This window comes from Piscinibacter defluvii (genome assembly GCF_004011805.1).
GTDB classification, from domain to species: domain Bacteria; phylum Pseudomonadota; class Gammaproteobacteria; order Burkholderiales; family Burkholderiaceae_C; genus Piscinibacter; species Piscinibacter defluvii.
This window is the reverse complement of sequence record NZ_RCHJ01000014.1, coordinates 112,532-131,053: the sequence shown is the minus strand read 5'-3', so window position 1 is coordinate 131,053 and position 18,522 is coordinate 112,532. Positions and strand designations below refer to the sequence as shown.

19 protein-coding genes and 1 tRNA gene are annotated in these 18,522 nt (G+C 70.1%); 8 read left to right on the top strand and 12 right to left on the bottom strand.

Going from position 1 to position 18,522, the window contains the following annotated elements; translation table 11 throughout:
- Positions 1–2 precede the first annotated feature (2 nt).
- Genes prmA through D9C15_RS21600 form a run of 3 tightly spaced genes read left to right on the top strand, consistent with a single transcriptional unit; the run spans position 3 to position 2,845 of the window.
- Positions 3–920 (top strand): 50S ribosomal protein L11 methyltransferase, encoded by a 918-nt coding sequence (prmA, locus tag D9C15_RS21610; RefSeq protein ID WP_128000541.1) that lies wholly within the window; start codon positions 3–5, stop codon positions 918–920.
- A gap of 7 nt (positions 921–927) precedes the next feature.
- Entirely contained in the window at positions 928–1,899 is a 972-nt protein-coding gene (locus D9C15_RS21605) for a zinc-ribbon and DUF3426 domain-containing protein (protein WP_128000540.1), read from the top strand.
- 40 nt (positions 1,900–1,939) lie between these two features.
- On the top strand, positions 1,940–2,845 hold the full coding sequence (locus D9C15_RS21600; protein ID WP_128000539.1) for a carbohydrate kinase family protein: 906 nt from the start codon (positions 1,940–1,942) through the stop codon (positions 2,843–2,845).
- Positions 2,846–2,924: 79 nt separating this feature from the next.
- On the opposite strand, the gene D9C15_RS21595 is transcribed toward D9C15_RS21600, so the two are convergent.
- The 8 genes from D9C15_RS21595 to D9C15_RS21560 form a co-directional block, all read right to left on the bottom strand.
- Positions 2,925–3,269 (bottom strand): histone H1-like repetitive region-containing protein, encoded by a 345-nt coding sequence (locus tag D9C15_RS21595; protein WP_128000538.1) that lies wholly within the window; start codon positions 3,267–3,269, stop codon positions 2,925–2,927.
- A gap of 209 nt (positions 3,270–3,478) precedes the next feature.
- Positions 3,479–4,639 carry a ribonucleotide-diphosphate reductase subunit beta gene (locus D9C15_RS21590; protein ID WP_128000667.1) on the bottom strand — a complete coding sequence of 387 codons (1,161 nt, stop codon included), beginning with the start codon at positions 4,637–4,639 and terminating at the stop codon, positions 3,479–3,481.
- Between the two features lie 125 nt (positions 4,640–4,764).
- A complete protein-coding gene (locus D9C15_RS21585; protein ID WP_240668501.1) occupies positions 4,765–7,596 on the bottom strand; it encodes a ribonucleoside-diphosphate reductase subunit alpha in 2,832 nt (943 codons plus the stop codon).
- A gap of 326 nt (positions 7,597–7,922) precedes the next feature.
- On the bottom strand, positions 7,923–8,495 hold the full coding sequence (gene ampD, locus D9C15_RS21580) for a 1,6-anhydro-N-acetylmuramyl-L-alanine amidase AmpD (protein WP_128000536.1): 573 nt from the start codon (positions 8,493–8,495) through the stop codon (positions 7,923–7,925).
- The gene (locus D9C15_RS21575; RefSeq protein WP_128000535.1) at positions 8,492–10,051 is read right to left on the bottom strand and encodes a sigma-54-dependent transcriptional regulator; all 1,560 of its coding nucleotides are present in this window, start codon (positions 10,049–10,051) and stop codon (positions 8,492–8,494) included. The genes ampD and D9C15_RS21575 overlap by 4 nt, the downstream gene beginning before the upstream one ends.
- Positions 10,048–11,934 (bottom strand): sensor histidine kinase, encoded by a 1,887-nt coding sequence (locus D9C15_RS21570; protein WP_128000534.1) that lies wholly within the window; start codon positions 11,932–11,934, stop codon positions 10,048–10,050. Before D9C15_RS21570 ends, D9C15_RS21575 begins: the two co-directional genes overlap by 4 nt.
- A 9-nt stretch (positions 11,935–11,943) precedes the next feature.
- The gene (locus D9C15_RS21565; RefSeq protein WP_240668499.1) at positions 11,944–12,186 is read right to left on the bottom strand and encodes a PP0621 family protein; all 243 of its coding nucleotides are present in this window, start codon (positions 12,184–12,186) and stop codon (positions 11,944–11,946) included.
- A 14-nt stretch (positions 12,187–12,200) separates the two neighbouring features.
- Entirely contained in the window at positions 12,201–13,043 is an 843-nt protein-coding gene (locus tag D9C15_RS21560) for a cytochrome C assembly family protein (protein ID WP_128000533.1), read from the bottom strand.
- Positions 13,044–13,097: 54 nt separating this feature from the next.
- Here D9C15_RS21560 and ffh point away from each other — a divergent pair, with 54 nt between their 5' ends.
- Both ffh and D9C15_RS21550 read left to right on the top strand, forming a co-directional pair.
- Positions 13,098–14,498 (top strand): signal recognition particle protein, encoded by a 1,401-nt coding sequence (gene ffh / locus D9C15_RS21555; RefSeq protein WP_128000532.1) that lies wholly within the window; start codon positions 13,098–13,100, stop codon positions 14,496–14,498.
- A 13-nt stretch (positions 14,499–14,511) separates the two neighbouring features.
- Positions 14,512–15,222 carry a DUF2726 domain-containing protein gene (locus D9C15_RS21550; protein ID WP_128000531.1) on the top strand — a complete coding sequence of 237 codons (711 nt, stop codon included), beginning with the start codon at positions 14,512–14,514 and terminating at the stop codon, positions 15,220–15,222.
- Positions 15,223–15,253: 31 nt separating this feature from the next.
- Here D9C15_RS21550 and ftsY read toward each other — a convergent pair whose 3' ends face one another.
- Positions 15,254–16,276, bottom strand: coding sequence for a signal recognition particle-docking protein FtsY (ftsY, locus tag D9C15_RS21545; RefSeq protein WP_128000530.1), 1,023 nt, complete (start codon positions 16,274–16,276; stop codon positions 15,254–15,256).
- A 64-nt stretch (positions 16,277–16,340) separates the two neighbouring features.
- On the opposite strand from ftsY, the gene D9C15_RS21540 reads away from it, so the two are divergent.
- A tRNA-Met gene (locus D9C15_RS21540) sits at positions 16,341–16,417 on the top strand.
- A 27-nt stretch (positions 16,418–16,444) separates the two neighbouring features.
- Here the strand turns inward: D9C15_RS21540 and D9C15_RS21535 are convergent.
- The 3 genes from D9C15_RS21535 to soxY are packed head-to-tail and all read right to left on the bottom strand — an operon-like array spanning position 16,445 to position 17,648.
- Entirely contained in the window at positions 16,445–16,813 is a 369-nt protein-coding gene (locus D9C15_RS21535; RefSeq protein WP_128000529.1) for a YidH family protein, read from the bottom strand.
- Positions 16,814–16,852: 39 nt separating this feature from the next.
- On the bottom strand, positions 16,853–17,164 hold the full coding sequence (soxZ, locus tag D9C15_RS21530) for a thiosulfate oxidation carrier complex protein SoxZ (RefSeq protein WP_128000528.1): 312 nt from the start codon (positions 17,162–17,164) through the stop codon (positions 16,853–16,855).
- A gap of 25 nt (positions 17,165–17,189) precedes the next feature.
- The gene (gene soxY / locus D9C15_RS21525; RefSeq protein ID WP_128000527.1) at positions 17,190–17,648 is read right to left on the bottom strand and encodes a thiosulfate oxidation carrier protein SoxY; all 459 of its coding nucleotides are present in this window, start codon (positions 17,646–17,648) and stop codon (positions 17,190–17,192) included.
- A gap of 162 nt (positions 17,649–17,810) precedes the next feature.
- On the opposite strand from soxY, the gene D9C15_RS21520 reads away from it, so the two are divergent.
- The gene (locus D9C15_RS21520; RefSeq protein WP_128000526.1) at positions 17,811–18,038 is read left to right on the top strand and encodes a sulfurtransferase TusA family protein; all 228 of its coding nucleotides are present in this window, start codon (positions 17,811–17,813) and stop codon (positions 18,036–18,038) included.
- 4 nt (positions 18,039–18,042) lie between these two features.
- Positions 18,043–18,513, top strand: coding sequence for a sulfur carrier protein DsrE2 (gene dsrE2, locus D9C15_RS21515; RefSeq protein ID WP_128000525.1), 471 nt, complete (start codon positions 18,043–18,045; stop codon positions 18,511–18,513).
- Positions 18,514–18,522 lie beyond the last annotated feature (9 nt).

Here is an 18,522-nt window from a genome sequence, read left to right as displayed (position 1 = left end):
CGATGGTCGAACTGCAGCTGCTCGTGCCGCAGCCCCTCGTCGAGCCGGTGTCCGACGCGCTGATCGGCGAACTTGGTGCGCTGTCGGTGTCGGTCGAGGATGCCGACGCCGACACCGACGCCGAGCGGCCGCTGTTCGGCGAACCCGGGCAGCCCGCGCCCGCCCCAGCCTGGCAGCGCTCGGGGCTGCGGGTGCTGTTCGCACTGGAGGACGATGCAACCGACGCGGCCGCGTTGCTGCTGGCACAGGACTGGGCGGCCGGCGTGCATGTCACCGGCCTGGCGGTAGTGCCGGATCAGGACTGGGTGCGCCTGACACAGACCCAGTTCCCGCCGGTGCAGGTGACGGGTGACTTCTGGATCGTGCCGAGCTGGCACGAACCTCCGCCGGGCGCGCGCACGGTCATCCGGCTCGATCCGGGCCAGGCCTTCGGCACCGGCACCCATCCGACCACCTTGATGTGCCTGCGCTGGATCGCCGCCCACGCCGGCGACGCGGCCCGGCGCTGGAGCCGGGTGCTCGACTACGGCTGCGGCTCCGGCATCCTCGCCATCGGCGCCACGCGGCACGGCGGCGCGGGGGTCGATGCGGTGGACATCGATCCGGCGGCCGTCGAAGCCACCCGCGCGAACGCCTTGGCCAACGGCGTCGCGCTGCGCTGCGGTGGCCCGGAACTGGCCCAGGGAACCTACCCGCTGGTGCTGGCCAACATCCTGGCCGCGCCGCTGAAGCTGCTCGCCCCGCTGCTGTGTTCCCACCTGGCGCCCGGCGGCGACCTGGTGCTCGCGGGGATCCTCCGCAGGCAGGCCGACGAAATCGCCGCCGCCTATGCGCCGTGGCTGGACCTGGCCGTGACCGACGAGCTCGAGGGCTGGGTCCTGATGTCGGGCCGCAGGAGCGGCGCAGACGCCATGGCATGATTTCGCCATGAGCCTGGCCACCCGATGCACGTCCTGCGGAACGGTCTTCCGCGTCGTGCAGGACCAGCTGAAGGTGTCCGAGGGCTGGGTGCGCTGCGGGCGCTGCGATGCCGTCTTCAACGCGCTCGAGGGCCTGTTCGACCTGGACCGCGACGCGCCGCCCGAATGGACTGCGCCGCCCGCGCCGGCCGGCGCCGCGGTGGTCGATCTCCAGGTGGGCGACGCCGACGACGGCCCGTCACTGGAACGCGACCCGTCGCTGGTCGACCGGATCGACGAGCAGATCTTCGGCGCGCGGCGATCCGCCTTCGGTGGACTGACGGGAATCGGCCGGGGCGAACGCGGCGACGACTTCGCCGATGCACGCTTCGACTCGGTGCCGCCGGACGACGCGGCACTTGCACTCACGCCGCCCGGCGCGGCCGACGTCGAGTCCGAACCATCGGTCGTGAAGGACGCGGAGGCACCAGGCTTCGTGCGCGACGCGGAGCGGCGGACGCGCTGGGAAGGATCGGGCATGCGGAAGCTGCTGGCGCTGTCGGCGCTGCTGCTCGGTGTCCTCCTGGCCGGCCAGGTACTGCACCAGCAACGCGACGAAGTGGCGGCGCGCTGGCCCGCCACCCGATCGGCGTTCCAGGCCTGGTGCGGCTGGACGGGATGCGAGCTGTCGGCACCACGCCGCATCGCGGACCTGTCGGTCGAGAGCACGGCGCTGACACGCGGCGGCAACACACCGGACACCTACCGCTTTTCGGTCGTGCTGCGCAACCGGGCCGGTCTGCCGGTTGCATTGCCGTGGCTGGAGCTGTCGCTTACCGACGCGAACGGCGAGCTGGTGGCACGCCGGGCCTTGTCGCCAGGCGAGCTGCATGCGACCTCGACACACGTGGCCGGCGGCGCCGAATTCACCCTCAGCGCCCAGCTCGCCGCAGGGACCATGCGAATCGCGGGTTACACCGTGGAACTGTTCTATCCCTGATGCGCCGCGTGGCAGTGCATCCGCACCCTCTGGAGATCCGATGGCAGCCTTGATCTGCGGCTCACTGGCCTACGACACGATCACGAACTTTCCCGGGCGCTTCGCCCAGCAGATCCTGCCCGATCAGGTGCATATCCTGAACGTGTCGTTCCTGGTCCCGACGCTCAGGCGGGAGTTCGGCGGTTGCGCCGGCAACATCGCCTACACGCTGTCGCAGCTGGGCGGCGAGCCCGTCGTGCTGGCCACGCTGGGTGCCGACGGCGGCGAATACCTGCAGCGGCTGCAGTCCTGGAATGCGACGACCGATCACGTCCGCGTGATCGAGGACAGCTACACGGCGCAGGCGATCATCATCACCGACGCGGACAACAACCAGATCACCGCCTTTCACCCCGGGGCCATGCAGCAGGCGCACGTCTCGCCGGTGCCGGCGCGCGACGATCTGCGCATCGCGATCGTGGCGCCGGACGGGCGCGAGGCGATGGTCCAGCATGCGTCCCAACTGGCCGCCGCGGGCGTGCCTTTCGTGTTCGACCCGGGGCAAGGTCTGCCGATGTTCGACGGCGCGGAGTTGTCGAACTTCCTGAGCATGGCCACCTGGGTGGCGGTCAATGACTACGAGGCCCGGATGCTCTGTGACCGCGTCGGTCGTTCACTGTCGGAGCTGTCCCGGTCGACGCTGCGCGGCATCGTCGTCACGCTCGGCGCGGACGGCTGCGACATCTGGCGCGATGGTGACCGCATCCACGTCCCGGGGGTGGCGGCCGAGGAGATCGTCGATCCCACCGGCTGCGGGGACGCATTCAGGGCCGGCCTGCTCTACGGGCTCGAGAGAGAATGGCCACTCGACCGATGTGCCGCCCTGGGCAACCGCCTGGGCGCGGCCAAGATCGCGTGCCGTGGCGGACAGAACCATGCCGTGCCGCACCGACTGGTGACTGAGTGAAGTGAGCCGGGCCCCTGCGGGCCCGGCTCGGGCAGGACGGCGTTGGGGGCAACAAGAGTCGCCCCGCGCCGTCGTGCCATCAGGGCTTGGTGCCCGTGGGGAACGGCCAAGCGGCTTGTGGTGTAAGCGCCGACTTGACCGCAGGGGCTGCAGGAGCCGCAGGCGCCTTCTTCGCAGCCGCCTTCTTCGCCGCGGCCTTCTTCGCCGGGGCCTTCTTGGCAGCGGCCTTCTTCGCCGGGGCCTTCTTCGCCGCGGCCTTCTTCGCCGGGGCCTTCTTCGCCGCGACCTTCTTCGCCGGGGCCTTCTTCGCCGCGGCCTTCTTCGCCGGTGCCTTCTTCGCCGCGGCCTTCTTCGCCGGGGCCTTCTTCGCGGCAGCCTTCTTCGCCGGCGCCTTCTTGGCCGCAGCCTTCTTCGCAGTTGCCATCACACTTCTCCTTGATCAAGTTGAGAAAAGACCACACAGCCCTTCAAACACAACTGCCGCATGGCCATTCACCGTCCCCGACTGCCCAGGAGGGGCGCCGCGATCCGGTGAACAGGGTACGGCCCGGCAACCTGCTGCGTGGCAGGCCATCTCGGACCGAGGATCTTGATCTCGCTGCGTGTCGGTGCCGCCGGCCAGCGGCCTCGGCGTCAATCCCAGGACAAGGCGCCGCCGGACTGGTACTCGATCACGCGCGTCTCGAAAAAATTGCGCTCCTTCTTCAAGTCGATCATCTCGCTCATCCAGGGGAACGGGTTCTCCTCGTTCGGGAAGAGCGCTTCCAAACCGATCTGCATTGCGCGCCGATTGGCGATGTAGCGCAGGTAGCCCTTGAACATCGACGCGTTCATGCCGAGCACGCCGCGCGGCATGGTGTCCTCCGCGTAGCGGTACTCCAGATCCACCGCCTTCAGGAACAACGCCTTGATGCCCGCCCTGAACTCCGGCGTCCACAACTGCGGGTTCTCGAGCTTGATCTGGTTGATCAGATCGATGCCGAAGTTGCAGTGCATGGACTCGTCGCGCAGGATGTACTGGTACTGCTCGGCCGCACCGGTCATCTTGTTCTGGCGACCGAGCGCCAGGATCTGCGTGAAGCCGACGTAGAAGAACAAGCCTTCCATCAGGCACGCAAACACGATCAGCGATTCGAGCAACTTCCGATCGTTCTCGGGCGTCCCGGTGCGGAAGTCCGGGTCCATGATCTGCTCGATGAAGGGCAGCAGGAACTCGTCCTTGTCGCAGATCGAGGCGATCTCGTGGTACGCGTTGAAGATCTCGCTCTCGTCGAGTCCGAGCGATTCAACGATGTACTGGTACGCGTGCGTGTGAATCGCCTCCTCGAAAGCCTGGCGCAGCAGGAACTGGCGGCATTCGGGGGCGGTGATGTGCCGGTAGGTCCCGAGCACGATGTTGTTGGCGGCCAGCGAGTCTGCAGTGACGAAGAAACCGAGGTTGCGCTTGACGATGCGCCGCTCGTCCTCGGTGAGTCCGTTCGGATCCTTCCACGTCGCGATGTCGCGCGACATGTTGATCTCCTGCGGCATCCAGTGGTTCGCACAGGTGGCGAGGTACTTCTCCCAAGCCCACTTGTACTTGAACGGAACCAGCTGGTTCACGTCCGTCTTGCCGTTGATGATGCGCTTGTCGGCAGCGACGACACGCCGCGTGCTGGGTACCACTGCCTCCGACGCCGCCGAACGCGGTTCGGCGCTGGGTTGCGAACCTCGCGAGCTCGTCGACGGTTGAACCGGCGCGAGACGCGGGGCAGGAGCAATCGAAGGCTTTACCTCGTCTTCCCAAACAAGCATGGTCACGTCCTGAACGTTCGAATTATCCGAGTGTTGCGCAAGAACACCAAGCACTTATTGACTTTTGGCCGGAGTGCTTGTTGCGGGCTTGCATCGAAGAAGCGCTGCGAGCATCGACGCCGCGGTCACTGACAGGCCTCGCAGGTCGGGTCGTCGATCGCGCAGAACTTCACCTCGGGCTCGGCGGCCGCGAGCTCGATGCTGCTCGGCGCGTTCGACACGGCATTCAGCTGCCCCGTCTTGACGGTGGACTTCTCCGCATGCGTCGCTCCCACCGTGCGCAGGTAGTAGGTCGTCTTCAGCCCGCGCAGCCAGGCCAGCTTGTAGGTCTCGTCGAGCTTCTTGCCCGAGGCGCCGGCCATGTAGATGTTGAGTGACTGCGCCTGGTCGATCCACTTCTGGCGCCGCGCCGCAGCCTCGACCAGCCACTGCGTCTCGATCTCGAAGGCCGTCGCGTACAGCGCCTTCAGCTCCTCGGGCACCCGGTCGATGCGGCGCAGCGAACCATCGAAGTGCTTCAGGTCCATGACCATCACGTCGTCCCACAGGCCGAGCCTCTTCAGGTCGCGCACCAGGTACTCGTTGAGCACGGTGAACTCACCCGACAGGTTGGACTTCACCGACAAGTTGCCGAACGACGGCTCGATCGACGCGCTCACGCCGATGATGTTGGAAATGGTCGCCGTCGGCGCGATCGCCACGCAGTTGGAGTTGCGCATGCCGTGCGCCGCGATGCGCTGGCGCAGCGCGTCCCAGTCCATCGTGCTGCTGCGGTCGATCTCGACATAACCGCCGCGCGACTGCGCCAGCAGGTCGAGCGAGTCCTGCGGCAGGATGCCGCGGTCCCACAGCGAACCGCGGTAGCTCGAGTAGCGGCCGCGCTCGGCGGCCAGCTCGGTCGAGGCCCAGTAGGCGTGGTAGCAGACCGCCTCCATCGAGCGGTCGGCGAACTCGACCGCCTCCTGCGAGGCATAGGGCACGCGCAGTTCGTGCAGCGCGTCCTGGAAGCCCATGATGCCCAGGCCGACGGGCCGGTGCCGCAGGTTCGAGTCGCGCGCCTTCTTGACCGCGTAGTAGTTGATGTCGATGACGTTGTCGAGCATGCGCATCGCGGTGGCGACCGTCTTCTTCAGCTTGGCCTGGTCGATGGCACCGTCCGTCAGGTGGTGCGCCAGGTTCACCGATCCGAGGTTGCAGACGGCGATCTCGGTGTCGCTCGTGTTCAGCGTGATCTCGGTGCACAGGTTGCTCGAATGCACCACGCCGACATGCTGTTGCGGCGAGCGCAGGTTGCAGGCATCCTTGAAGGTGATCCAGGGGTGGCCGGTCTCGAACAGCATCGAGAGCATCTTGCGCCACAGGTCCTTGGCCGGCATGCGCTTGAACAGCTTGATCTCGCCGCTGCGCGTCTTCTCCTCGTAGCGCAGGTAGGCCTCCTCGAAGGCCGTGCCGAACTTGTCGTGCAGGTCCGGGCAGGTGGAGGGCGAGAACAGCGTCCAGTCGCCGCCTTCCATCACGCGCTTCATGAACAGGTCCGGGATCCAGTTCGCGGTGTTCATGTCGTGCGTGCGCCGGCGGTCGTCGCCGGTGTTCTTGCGCAGCTCGAGGAACTCCTCCAGGTCCAGGTGCCAGCTCTCCAGGTAGGCGCACACCGCGCCCTTGCGCTTGCCGCCCTGGTTGACGGCCACCGCGGTGTCGTTGACCACCTTCAGGAACGGCACCACGCCCTGGCTCTTGCCATTGGTGCCCTTGATGTGGCTGCCCAGCGCGCGCACGTTGGTCCAGTCGTTGCCCAGGCCACCGGCGAACTTGGACAGCAGCGCGTTCTCCTTCAGCGCCTCGTAGATGCCCTCCAGGTCGTCCGAGACGGTGGTCAGGTAGCAGCTCGAGAGCTGCGAGCGCCGCGTGCCCGAGTTGAACAGGGTCGGCGTCGAGCTCATGAAGTCGAAGGTCGACAGCACTTCGTAGAACTCGATCGCGCGCGCCTCGCGGTCGATCTCGTTGAGCGCCAGGCCCATCGCGACGCGCATGAAGAAGGCCTGCGGCATCTCGATGCGCACGTCCTTGACGTGCAGGAAGTAGCGGTCGTACAGCGTCTGCAGGCCGAGGTAGTCGAACTGCAGGTCGCGCTCGGCCTTCAGCGCCGCGCCGAGCTTGGCCAGGTCGTACTGCAGCAGCTTGTCGTCCAGCAGTTCGGCCTGCACACCCTTCTTGACGAACTGCGGGAAGTAATCGACGTAACGCGCCGGCATCTCCGCCTGGGTCACCTCCTCCCCGAGGATCTCGCGGCGGATGGTGTGCAGCAGCAGGCGTGCGGTGGCGCGCGTGTAGCCCGGGTCCTTCTCGATCAGCGTGCGGGCGGCCAGGATCGCGGCCTTGTACACCTCGTCGATCGGCACGCCGTCGTACAGGTTGCGGCGCGTCTCGGCCAGCACCGGCTCGGCCTTCACCTCGGCGCCCAGGCCCGCGCAGGCCGACTCCACCAGCGCCTGCAGACGCGCCAGGTCCAGCGGCACACGCTGGCCGCGGTCGGTGACGTGCAGCGCCGGCTCCGCCGGCGCCGCCTTCTGGCCGGCGCGCGCACGCTCCTGCGCCCGGCGCTCGCGGTACAGCACGTAGGCGCGCGCCACCTCGTGGTGCCCGCCGCGCATCAGGCCGAGTTCGACCTGATCCTGCACATCCTCGATGTGGAAGGTGCCGCCGCCCGGGCGCGAGCGCAGCAGTCCGCGCACCACCGATTCGGTGAGCGTGTCCACGGTCTCGCGCACGCTGGCCGAGGCGGCGCCCTGCGTGCCGTGCACGGCCAAGAAGGCCTTCATCAACGCCACCGCGATCTTGTTGGGCTCGAACGAAACCACGGCGCCGTTGCGACGGATGATCTGGTACCCCTGGTAGGCCGATGCGGCCGCCGACGACGCACCGGCCGCGCCGTGCAGGCTGGGTGGGACAGAGCTCATCGGTGACTGAACGGCTTGCATGGGTTCCCCTTGTTGGAGCGCTTCGGTGGTCGTCATGGAATCGAGCGGATGCACGCTGGAGGCAGGTGTCGGTGGGTGTCGATCAGCGTTCGCGGCGGGACACGCGGCAATTGCCGGGCGGGTCCTGCGGCTGTCGAGCGGGCGCGGAGGATAGCACGACGGAACACTATATCTGGGGCCCGAAGGTGCTTCAAGCACTAGCGGTAGTGTGCCGTCGGTGTGGCCCCAATGCCTCAGAACGGCCGCAGGCCGCGCCATTGCTCGCGCCGCGGCGATGCTGCAACCGCACATGCGGTTGCATCGGTTCACATCTCGGGAAAGTCCCAACCGGCGGTGGCGGGCAGTGCGCGCACGCGTGCCCAGTCGAAGCCCGGGCCGGGGTCGCGCTTGCGGCCGGGCGCCACGTGCTCGTGTCCGGCCATGGCATGCAGCGGGTAGCGTCGCGCTAGCGCGTCGACGAGGCGCGCCAGCGTGACGTACTGCACATCCTCGAACGGCTCGCCTTCCAGGCCCTCAAGTTCGATGCCGATCGAGAAGTCGTTGCAGTTCTCGCGGCCGCGCCAGCTCGAGCGACCGGCATGCCAGGCGCGGCGCTCGCACGAGACGAACTGCAGGGCGCGCCCGTCGCGCCGTATCACGAAGTGCGACGAGACCTCGAGCCCGCGGAACGTCGCGTAGTACGGGTGGGCGCCCCAATCGAGCCGGTTGGTGAACAGCCGCTCGATCGAGTCGCCGCCGTACTCCCCCGGCGGCAGGCTGATCGAGTGCAGCAGCAGCAGCTCGATGGCCGCGCCGTCCGGCCGCGGCCCGTGGTTGGGCGAGCTGCGGCGCGCCGCGCCGCTCCACCAGCCCCGTCGCCAGCGTGCGGCCGCGCTCACTCGGGCGTGCTGCCGTCGCGTTCGACCAGGCTGGTCTCGCCGCCCACGTTCACGCCCAGGCGCGCCATGCGGTAGCGCATCTGCCGCAGCGAGAGACCGAGGCTCGCGCCGGCCGCGGTGCGGTTGAAGCGGTGACGCTCGAGCGCGCGCACGAGGATGTCGCGCTCCACGTCATCCAGGTAGGTGGCCAGGTCGCTGGGCAGCGGCTCCTCGGTCGGCAGCGCCGGGGCCGGTATGCCCGGCGCGGGCACCCGTTCGTCCAGCGGCGTTGGCGCCGAGCCGACCGCCTCGGCCATGTAGGACTCGGAAACCAGCGCGTCGGGCAGGCCCAGGTCCGCCACGCCGATCGCCTCGCCGCTGGACAGCGCCACCGCCCGGTGCAACAGGTTCTCGAGCTCGCGCACGTTGCCCGGGAAGCGGTAGCGCCCCAGGTGGGCCAGCGCCTCGCGCGTCAGGCGCGGCGGCGGCGAGACGCCGGCGTCCTGCGCGATGCGCTCCAGCACGCGCTCGGTGATCGCAGTCAGGTCCTCGAGCCGCTCGCGCAGCGGCGGCACCAGGATCTGGATCACGTTGAGCCGGTAGTACAGGTCTTGGCGGAAGCGCCCGGCCTGCACCTCGGCGCCCAGGTCCTTGTGGGTGGCGCTGAGCAGGCGCACGTTGACCGGCTGCTCGCTGACCGCGCCGACCGGACGCACCGAGCGCTCCTGGATGGCGCGCAGCAGCTTGCTCTGCATCGACAGTGGCAGGTCGCCGATCTCGTCGAGGAACAGCGTGCCGCCGTCGGCGGCCTGGAAGAAGCCGCCGCGGTCCTCCGCCGCACCGGTGAACGCGCCCTTGCGGTAGCCGAAGAACTCGGCCTCCAGCAGCTGCTCCGGGATCGCGCCGCAGTTCACCGCGACGAAGGGCGCCGCGGCGCGCGCGCTGATCTCGTGGATCGCGCGCGCGACGAGTTCCTTGCCGGTGCCCGATTCGCCGTTCACCAGCACCGGCGCCATGCTGCGCGCCACCTTCTCGACCAGCGCGCGCACCTGGTGCATTGCGGCCGACTGGCCGGCCATGCGCCGCAGCGCCGGGCTGGAGGGGCTCGCCGGCGGCGCGGCGGGCGGCCGCGCGGCCCGTGCCGGCGCGGGCCCGCCGTGTTCGGACGGCAGCGACGCCGGATCGGTGGTCGGCACCGGCCCGCCGCGGCCCAGCGCCGAGGCGATCACCGCGCGGAACTGCTTCAGGTCGACCGGCTTGGTGAGGTAGTCGTAGGCACCGGCCTTCAGCGCCTCGACCGCGTTCTCGGCCGAGCCGTAGGCGGTGATCACGATCGCCTTCTCGCGCCGCCCGGTCTCCTCGAGCTTGCGCAGCAGGTCGAGCCCGGTGCCGTCGGGCAGCCGCATGTCGGTGATGACGGCGCTGTAGGTGCGGTCCTTCAGGTGCAGCAGCGCCTCCTCGACGGTGCCGGCGGTCTCGACGTCGTAGCCCTCGCGCAGCAGCGTCAGCTCGTAGAGCGTGCGCAGGTCGGGTTCGTCGTCGATGACGAGCAGGCTGAAGTGCGACGCGGAGGTCATGAGGTCAGGTGCAGTCGCGCCTCGTTGTCGGCCAGCGGCAGCCGGCGCATCACCACGAAGAATTCGTTGCCGTGCGGATCGCCGGGCGGCCGGGCGCGGTAGTCGATGCTCGCGCCGTAGCGTTCGCACAGCTCGCGGCAAATATACAGGCCCAGGCCGGTGCCGCGGCTGCGCGTGGAGAAGAAGGGTTCGAAGAGGTAACGCTCGACCTCCGGCGGGATCGGCGCGCCGTCGCTGGCCACGCCCAGGAAGGCGGTCTCGGCGTCGCGCGACTCGAGCCGCAGCAGGATCGCGCCGGGCGCGTCGCTGGCATGGCGGCGCGCGTTGTCCAGCAGGTTGACGAGCACGCGTCGCAGGTGCTCGGCGTCGAAGGCCACGCCCAGCGGCTCGCCCGGCAGCTCGACCCGCAGCACGCTGCGCTCGCCCAGGCCGACGCCGGCCGCCCGGGCCCACTCGCTGCACACCGCGGCCACCTGCGCGGTGGCATCGATCAGCACCTCCTCCTGCGGCAGGCCGGGGGCCACCTCCATCACGTCGTCGACGATGCGCTTCAGGCGCTCGACGTTGTCGGCGATCATGCGCATCAGGCGGCGCTGCGCCGGATCGGTGCTGTCCTCGGCCAGCAGCGCGTTGGCCTGCGCGATCGCCGCCAGCGGGTTGCGGATCTCGTGCGCGATGCCGGCCGACACGCGCCCCATCGCGGCCAGCTTCTCCTGCCGGCTGCGCGCCTGCATGTTGCGCACGTCCTCGAGGAACAGCACGCAGAACTCCTCGTTCGCCTGCGCCGCGCGCTGGCGCGTGAAGCGCACGCGCACGCGCAGCGTGCGGGCCAGGCCGGGTTCGAACTCGAGCGTCACGTCGCGGCCGGCCTCGGGCCAGCTCGATTCGACGAAGGCCCGCTCGACCGTGGACACCAGCTCGCGCCAGGCGTCCACGCCGCGCAGCTGGAACGGCGCCGGCCGGCACATGCCCTCGGGCGCGAGCAGGCGACGTGCAGCCGGGTTGGCCGCGCGCACGCGACCGCGCCGGTCGACCACCAGCACGCCGTCCTGCATCTCCTCGATCACCAGGCGGTTCAGCGCGGCCTGCTGGCGTGCCATCTCCATGTTGCCGCGCGCCGTCAGCTCCTCGCGCGCCAGTCGCCCAGCCAGTTCGCCGGCCAGCACGGTGATGACGAAGAAGCCGGCGCTGGCCAGGCCCGCCTGCGTCAGCAGCTGCGTCATCTGCCCGCCGGCCAGCACCGACCGCCAGGCGCTGCCGAACAGGATCAGCGTCACCGCCGCCGCGGTGGCCAGCGCCTTCAGGCGCGGGGTCAGCACACCGGCCATCAGCACCGGCAGCACCAGCAGCGCCACGTAGTTCAGGCTCGAGCCGGGCGTCAGCACGTGCAGCGCGCTGAAGCACACCAGGTCGACGCCGATGGTGGCCAGCCAGAGCGGGTTCCAGAACTCCGCCAGCGCCTTCGGCTCGACCGTGCCGCGCTTGGGCAGCAGCCACATCGTCAGCGCCAGCGCGCCGTAGGCCACGCTGACCAGCGCCGCCGGCAGCGACGGCCGGCTGCCGAACAGCCCTGTCGCCGCCAGCGCCAGCGCCAGCGCGACGCCGAGCGCGGCCCGCGCGCCGATGAAGGTGCGGAAGATGCGGTCGAAGGCGCTCTGACCGGCGCTGACGATGCGCTCGGCCTGGCGCGAGAACAGGCGCGAGTCGAGCGAGGCCGTGGCCGGCGCCGGGCCGGTGTCCAGCGGCACCGGTCCGCTGGTATGGGCGGTGTCCTCGCCGATCTGGGTGTCTTCGGCCGACTCGAACGCGCCGAACCAGGACTCGTCGGCGGTCGGGCGGCGCCGGCTGCCGCGACGCTCGGTGCCGGTGGCCGAGGTACTCATCGCGAGGCCTCAGGCGTCCGGGTGGCTGCGCTCGTACTCGGCACGGTGCGCCTCGCCACAGAACACGCCGCCGCGCCCGGGCAGCGCCTCGTCACGCGGCAGGTGCACGCCGCACTGGGCGCAGGCCACCACCGGGCGCGAGCCGCCGGCCTCGCGTGCCGGCCCGGGCGGCGGCTCGGCAGCGCGGCGCTTGCCGCGCAGCAGCCACAGCAGCACCAGCACCACGACGATCAGCAGCACGAACTTCAGCATCGCGCGGGCATCCCTCAGGCCGGTGGCGGGCGCTGCAGCAGCACCTCGAGCACGAAGCGCGAGCCCACGTAGGCCAGCAGCAGCAGCCCGGCCCCGGCATACAGCCAGCGCGTGGCGCGCGGCCCGCGCCAGCCGAACGCGCGCCGGCCCGCCAGCAGGCCGGCAAACACCAGCCAGCCGAGCATCGAGAACACCGACTTGTGGTCCCAGCGCCAGGGGTTGGCAAACCACACCCCGAGCAGCAGCGCCAGCGACAGCACCACGAAGCCCGCCGCGACGAAGCGGAAGGTCAGCCGCTCCAGGCGCAGGAGCGGCATGCCGGCCGGCAGCGCCGGCTCGGGCGCGGCCACGCGCTGGCGCAACTGATGTTCGGCGCGGTTCAGCATCGCGCCGTGAAGCACGGCCGCGCCGAACAGCCCGTACGAGGCGATGCCCAGCACCCAGTGCAGCGGCGCCCAGCGCGACACCGCGTGCGGCCGGAACTCGCCCGGGAACACCCAGGCCAGCACCACCGTCACCACGCCCAGCCAGGCGAGCGTGCGCCGCACGCCCGGCAGCGGCACGAAGCGGCTCTCGATGCCGTAGACCGCGAGCACCAGCCACACCGTCACCGACAGCGCCGGCGCGAAGCCGAAGCGCGCACCGAGCGCGGCGGTGCCGAGCCCGGCGGTGTCGACCACGATGGCCACCGCATGCGCCAGCCAGGCCGCCAGCAGCGTCGCGCGCAGGGCCGGCGCGAAGCGCTCCCCGATCAGGGCGGCGGCCAGGTAGGCCGTCAGTGCGACGATGCTCGGCAGACCCAGCAGCAGGGCCTCGGCTGTCGCGCCCGGGTCGCCGGGAGCGAACGATAGAATCATGGCCACAGTGTACTTTCGCCACCCGCGGCCTCGCGCCCGTCGGCGGCGTCCCCCATGGCCTCCACCCTCGCCGAACGCCTCGGTCGTGTCGTCAAGACGATGCGCGGCCAGGCCCGCATCACCGAGAGCAACGTGCAGGACATGCTGCGCGAGGTGCGCGTGGCGCTGCTCGAGGCCGACGTCGCGCTGCCGGTGGTGCGCGACTTCATCGCGCGGGTCAAGGACAAGGCGCTCGGCGCCGAGGTGGTGGGCTCGCTCACGCCCGGCCAGGCGCTGGTGGGCATCGTGCACCGCGAGCTCGCCGCGACCATGGGAGAGGTCGATCCGGCCAGCGGCACGCTCAAGGGCCCGGCCGACCTCGACCTCGCGACGCAGCCGCCGGCCGTGATCCTGATGGCCGGCCTGCAGGGCGCCGGCAAGACCACCACCACCGCCAAGCTCGCGCGCCACCTGATCGAGAAGCGCAAGAAGAAAGTGCTGACGGTCTCGGCCGACGTGTACCGTCCGGCTGCCATCGAGCAGCTCAAGACCGTGACGGCGCAGGCCGGGGCCGAGTGGTTCCCCTCGTCGGCCAGCGACAAGCCGCTGGCCATCGCGCAGGCAGCGCTCGACTACGCCCGCCGCCACTACGTCGACGTGCTGCTGGTCGACACCGCCGGCCGGCTGGCGATCGACGCGGCGCTGATGCAGGAGATCGCCGAGCTGCACGCGGCGCTCAAGCCGGTCGAGACGCTGTTCGTGGTCGACGCGATGCAGGGCCAGGACGCGGTCAACACCGCCCGGGCCTTCAAGGAGGCGCTGCCGCTGACCGGCATCGTGCTGACCAAGATGGACGGCGACGCGCGCGGCGGCGCGGCGCTGTCGGTGCGCCAGGTGACCGGCGCGCCGATCAAGTTCGCCGGCATCAGCGAGAAGATCGACGGCCTCGAGGTGTTCGACGCCGAGCGCCATGCCGGCCGCGTGCTCGGCATGGGCGACATCGTCGCGCTGGTCGAGGAGGTGCAGAAGGGCGTCGACGTCGCGGCGGCGCAGAAGCTCGCCGAGAAGGTCAAGGCCGGCGACGCCTTCGACCTGAACGACTTCCTGATGCAGATCTCGTCGATGAAGAAGATGGGCGGGCTGTCCGGCCTGATCGACAAGCTGCCCACGCAGCTGACGGGCGGCAAGACGCCCCAGCTCGGCCAGGCCGACATGGACCGCGCCGAGCGCGACGTGCGTCGCATGGAAGGCATCATCTGCTCGATGACGCCGCTGGAGCGTCGCAAGCCCGAGCTGATCAAGGCCACGCGCAAGCGCCGCATCGCCGCCGGCGCCGGCGTTCAGGTGCAGGACGTCAACCGCCTGCTCAACCAGTTCGAGCAGATGCAGGGCATGATGAAGAAGATGAAGGGTGGCGGCCTGATGAAGATGATGAAGCGCATGGGCGGCATGAAGCTGCCCGGCGGCCCTCGCTGACACCCCCGCAACGATGCAGACCTGGCAGATCGTCGCCCTCGTGATCCTGGCCGTGCTGGTGCTGGCCTGGCTGGCGCTGCGCAATCGCGGCACGACGGCCGAACGCGACGAGGGCGCGCGCATCGACACGGTGGCCGGCTGGCCGCCGACCGCCACCCGCATCATGACCTCGGCCGAGCGCCTGGCCTACAGCGTGCTCGTGCGCGCCGCGCCGGGCTACCTGGTGCTGGCGCAGGTGCCGCTGGCGCGCTTCCTGAAGGTGCCGACCCGCCACTCCTACTCGGAGTGGCTGCGCCGACTCGGCAACCAGTGCGCCGACCTGGTGCTGTGCGACATGAGCTCCGAGGTGGTGGCCGTGATCAGCATCCAGCCGCCCGCGGACCGCACCAGCGATCGCGCGCGCAAGCGCCAGCTGCGCATGGCGCGGGTGCTGCGGTCCGCCGGCATCCCGATGCACGTGTGGACCGACAACGCCCTGCCCTCGGTCGATGCGGCGCGCGAGATGGTGCTGCCCAAGAAGGCGGCGGCCGAAGCCGGCCCTGCGGCGCTGGCACCGGTGGCCGACACCCGCATCCGGCCGTCGCGCCCGACGCCGCTCGACGAGCCGGACCGCGACACCTCGGGCGACGAGGTGATCGAGATGCGCGAGCCGCCGCCCTCGACCTGGTTCGACGAGTTCAACTCGGGCCCGACACCGCTGCAGCCGGGCAAGCGCGAGCGCTGACGCGCCCTCGACGCGCCGCGGGCCGCGCGCGTCAGTCCAGCAGCGCGTGCGCGAACTCGCGCGCATCGAAGGTCTGCAGGTCCTCGAGCTTCTCGCCCACGCCGATGAAGTAGACCGGCAGCGGCTGCGCCCGCGCACGCGCCCACAGTGCGAGCGCGGCGACGGCGCCGCCCTTGGCCGTGCCGTCGAGCTTGGTGATCACGAGACCGGTGAGCTGCAGCGCCGCGTCGAAGGCCTGCACCTGCGCCAGCGCGTTCTGGCCGGTGTTGCCGTCCACCACCAGCAGCACCTCGTGCGGCGCGCCCTCCTGGGCCTTGCCGATCGTGCGGCGGATCTTCTTCAGCTCCTCCATCAGGTGCGCCTGCGTGGTGAGGCGGCCGGCCGTGTCGGCGATCACCACGTCGCAGCCGCGCGCCTTGCCGGCCACCACCGCGTCGAAGGTGACGGCGGCCGGGTCGCCGCCCTCCTGGGCGACGATCTCGACGCGGTTGCGGTCCGCCCACACCGCGAGCTGCGCCCGCGCCGCGGCGCGGAAGGTGTCGGCCGCCGCCAGCAGCACCTTCTGCCCGCCGTCGGCGAGGTGGCGCGTCAGCTTGCCGATGCTGGTGGTCTTGCCCGCGCCGTTGACGCCCACCACCATGATCACCGTCGGCTGCTGGCCGCCGATCTCCAGCGGCCGCTGCAGCGGCGCGAGCAGCTCGGCGAGACCGTCGGCGAGCAGCGCCTTCACCGCGGCCGGCTCGGTGGCCTTGGCCTCCTTGACGCGGCGCTTCAGGTCGTCGAGCAGGTAGGCGGTGGCCGGCACGCCGGCATCGGCCATCAGCAGCGCGGACTCGAGCTCCTCGTACAGCGCGTCGTCGATCTTCGTGCCGGTGAAGACCTGCGCGATGCTGCTGCCGGTGCGGCGCAGGCCCTGGCGCAGGCGGCTGAACCAGCCGGCGCGCTCGGGCTCGGCGGCGGCCGGCGCGGCGCTCGGTGCCGCATCGGGCGTGGCGGGGGAACCCACCGCCGGCTCGGCCGGTGCGGCGGGTTTCTTGCGGAAGAAGCTGAACATCGGGGGCGGGGCGGTGGCGAGGGGGTCACTCCGCCTCCGCGACGCGGATATAATGGCGGGCTCAGGCGCTTTAGCTCAGTCGGTTAGAGCGACGGAATCATAATCCGCAGGTCCGGGGTTCGAGTCCCTGAAGCGCCACCAAAATCCCCGCCATGCCACCACGCGGCCTCAGCCGCTGGTCACGAAGTGCACGGCCAGCGCGAGCGCGATCGCCGCGAGCAGGAAGTTCAGCCAGACCCCGACCTCGGTCCAGTAGGGCCGCGGGATTTCCTTGTCGCCGAGGCCGCGCACCACGTTGCGGAACTGCAGCGCCGAGATCACCGCGACCACCGCGCCGGTCAGCAGCAGCGCCACCCCGAGCCAGAGCGAGAAGCCGCGCTGCGAGGGCGAGAGCGGCTGGTTGGACACCATGCGCAGGAACAGGCCGAAGCGCTCGACCACGAAGCCGAAGCCCATCAGCGCGATGGCGCTGCGCTGCCAGGCCAGCAGGGTGCGCTCGGCCGCGAACAGGACACGCGGGTCGTCGAGATAGGACATCGGCGGCGGGCCCCGGTCCGGCGCGAGCCGAGCGCCGGCTCAGGACACGGTCGCTTCGTCGCTGCGGCTGTCGCCCTTGTTGTCCTTCCAGCTGATCGAGACCTTGTCGCCGGCCTTGGCGCCCTTGATCGTGAACTGCAGGAACGGGTTCTTCGCCACCGAGGGGCCCCATTGCGCCGTCATCACCGGCTTGCCGTTGTGCGACGCGCTCACCTCCTGGATGAACCAGGCGGGGACCGGCTTGCCGGCGCTGTCCTTGCGCTGGCCGGTTTCCATCTCGTGGCTCATCAGCACGCGCACGGTGGTCTTGTCGCCCTGGGCCTGGGCGCGGATGCGCATCGGGTCTGCCATCTGAGTTCTCCTGGATGCCCCCGCCTCAGCCGCCGCAGCCGCCGAGGGTGACCTTGATTTCCTTGGCGGCGTAGAGCACCTTGCCGTCGCCGGTGATCGCCACGGCGAACACGTTGGACGACTGGCCCATCTTCACGCGCGTGGCGATGTTCGGCTCCACCGCGTCGGTCACGTCGAACAGCGCGGCCAGCATGTTCGGGTTCTTCTCGACCAGCAGCAGCAGGCGCTTGACGCCCGGCAGCGTGCTGGCCGCGCCCACGGGCACCACGGCGCCGTTCTCGGCGATGTCCGGGCCGCTGAGCGTGACGTCCTTGCTCTCCGCGGGCGCCGCATGGCCGAGCGCCTTCATCAGCTCGGCCATCGACTTCGCCTCGAACGCCGCCTGCGACCAGGCCGCCTGCGCCGCCCTCGGCAGCAGCCCCAGGCCGGCCAGCGCGGCGGCCACGGCCGCGCCACGAACCAGTACGTCTCGACGATGGGTCATGGCGCATGTCTCCTTGCGAACGCCGTTCGACGACCATGGATCGTGAACGCCACGGCCGCGAAACCCCATTACCCAGATGGGCTATCGGGCCTCACCCATCGCGGTAATAGACGTTGGCCGCCCCCGCCGCGCTAATAGCCGGGAGTTGCGCTGGAGACATGCATGAACTTCGACAAGGAATTCGACGCCTCGGGGCTGGCCTGCCCGTTGCCCATCGTCAAGACGAAGAAGTCGCTCGCCGACATGGCCTCGGGGCAGGTGCTGCGCGTCGTCGCCACCGACCCGGGCTCGGTGTGCGACATGGCCGCCTTCGCCGAGCAGACCGGCAATGCGCTGCTGCACTCGGGCACCGAGAGCGGCAAGTACGTGTTCTTCCTGAAGAAGGCCTGAGGCGATGCCGGCCAAGAAGATGGCGATCATCGCCACCAAGGGTGCGCTGGACATGGCGTACCCGCCGCTCATCCTCGCCTCGACGGCGGCGGCGCTCGGCTGGGAGGTGCAGGTGTTCTTCACCTTCTACGGCCTGCAGTTGCTGCGCAAGGACCTGAGCGGCATCGCCATCAGCCCGATCGGCAACCCGGCAATGCCGATGCCCGTGCCGATGCCGGTGATCGTCTCGGTGCTGCCGGGCATGGAGGCAATGGCCACCTCGATGATGAAGGCCAAGATGAAGAAGAAGGGCGTGGCCTCGCTCGAGCAGCTGCGCGACCTGTGCCAGGAAGCCGAGGTCAAGTTCATCGCCTGCCAGATGACGGTGGACCTGTTCGAGTTCAGCAAGGACGATTTCATCGGCGGCATCGAATACGGCGGCGCGGCCACGTTCATGAAGTTCGCCGGCGAGACCGACGTCTGCCTGTTCATCTGAAGCCCGCCG

Coding starts and splice junctions, on each gene's coding strand:
- prmA (WP_128000541.1), top strand. CDS start 3: ATGGTCGAACTGCAGCTGCTCGTGCCGCAGCCCCTCGTCGAGCCGGTG.
- D9C15_RS21605 (WP_128000540.1), top strand. CDS start 928: ATGAGCCTGGCCACCCGATGCACGTCCTGCGGAACGGTCTTCCGCGTC.
- D9C15_RS21600 (WP_128000539.1), top strand. CDS start 1,940: ATGGCAGCCTTGATCTGCGGCTCACTGGCCTACGACACGATCACGAAC.
- D9C15_RS21595 (WP_128000538.1), bottom strand. CDS start 3,269: ATGGCAACTGCGAAGAAGGCTGCGGCCAAGAAGGCGCCGGCGAAGAAG.
- D9C15_RS21590 (WP_128000667.1), bottom strand. CDS start 4,639: ATGCTTGTTTGGGAAGACGAGGTAAAGCCTTCGATTGCTCCTGCCCCG.
- D9C15_RS21585 (WP_240668501.1), bottom strand. CDS start 7,596: ATGAGCTCTGTCCCACCCAGCCTGCACGGCGCGGCCGGTGCGTCGTCG.
- D9C15_RS21575 (WP_128000535.1), bottom strand. CDS start 10,051: ATGACCTCCGCGTCGCACTTCAGCCTGCTCGTCATCGACGACGAACCC.
- D9C15_RS21570 (WP_128000534.1), bottom strand. CDS start 11,934: ATGAGTACCTCGGCCACCGGCACCGAGCGTCGCGGCAGCCGGCGCCGC.
- D9C15_RS21565 (WP_240668499.1), bottom strand. CDS start 12,186: ATGCTGAAGTTCGTGCTGCTGATCGTCGTGGTGCTGGTGCTGCTGTGG.
- D9C15_RS21560 (WP_128000533.1), bottom strand. CDS start 13,043: ATGATTCTATCGTTCGCTCCCGGCGACCCGGGCGCGACAGCCGAGGCC.
- ffh (WP_128000532.1), top strand. CDS start 13,098: ATGGCCTCCACCCTCGCCGAACGCCTCGGTCGTGTCGTCAAGACGATG.
- D9C15_RS21550 (WP_128000531.1), top strand. CDS start 14,512: ATGCAGACCTGGCAGATCGTCGCCCTCGTGATCCTGGCCGTGCTGGTG.
- ftsY (WP_128000530.1), bottom strand. CDS start 16,276: ATGTTCAGCTTCTTCCGCAAGAAACCCGCCGCACCGGCCGAGCCGGCG.
- D9C15_RS21535 (WP_128000529.1), bottom strand. CDS start 16,813: ATGTCCTATCTCGACGACCCGCGTGTCCTGTTCGCGGCCGAGCGCACC.
- soxZ (WP_128000528.1), bottom strand. CDS start 17,164: ATGGCAGACCCGATGCGCATCCGCGCCCAGGCCCAGGGCGACAAGACC.
- soxY (WP_128000527.1), bottom strand. CDS start 17,648: ATGACCCATCGTCGAGACGTACTGGTTCGTGGCGCGGCCGTGGCCGCC.
- D9C15_RS21520 (WP_128000526.1), top strand. CDS start 17,811: ATGAACTTCGACAAGGAATTCGACGCCTCGGGGCTGGCCTGCCCGTTG.
- dsrE2 (WP_128000525.1), top strand. CDS start 18,043: ATGCCGGCCAAGAAGATGGCGATCATCGCCACCAAGGGTGCGCTGGAC.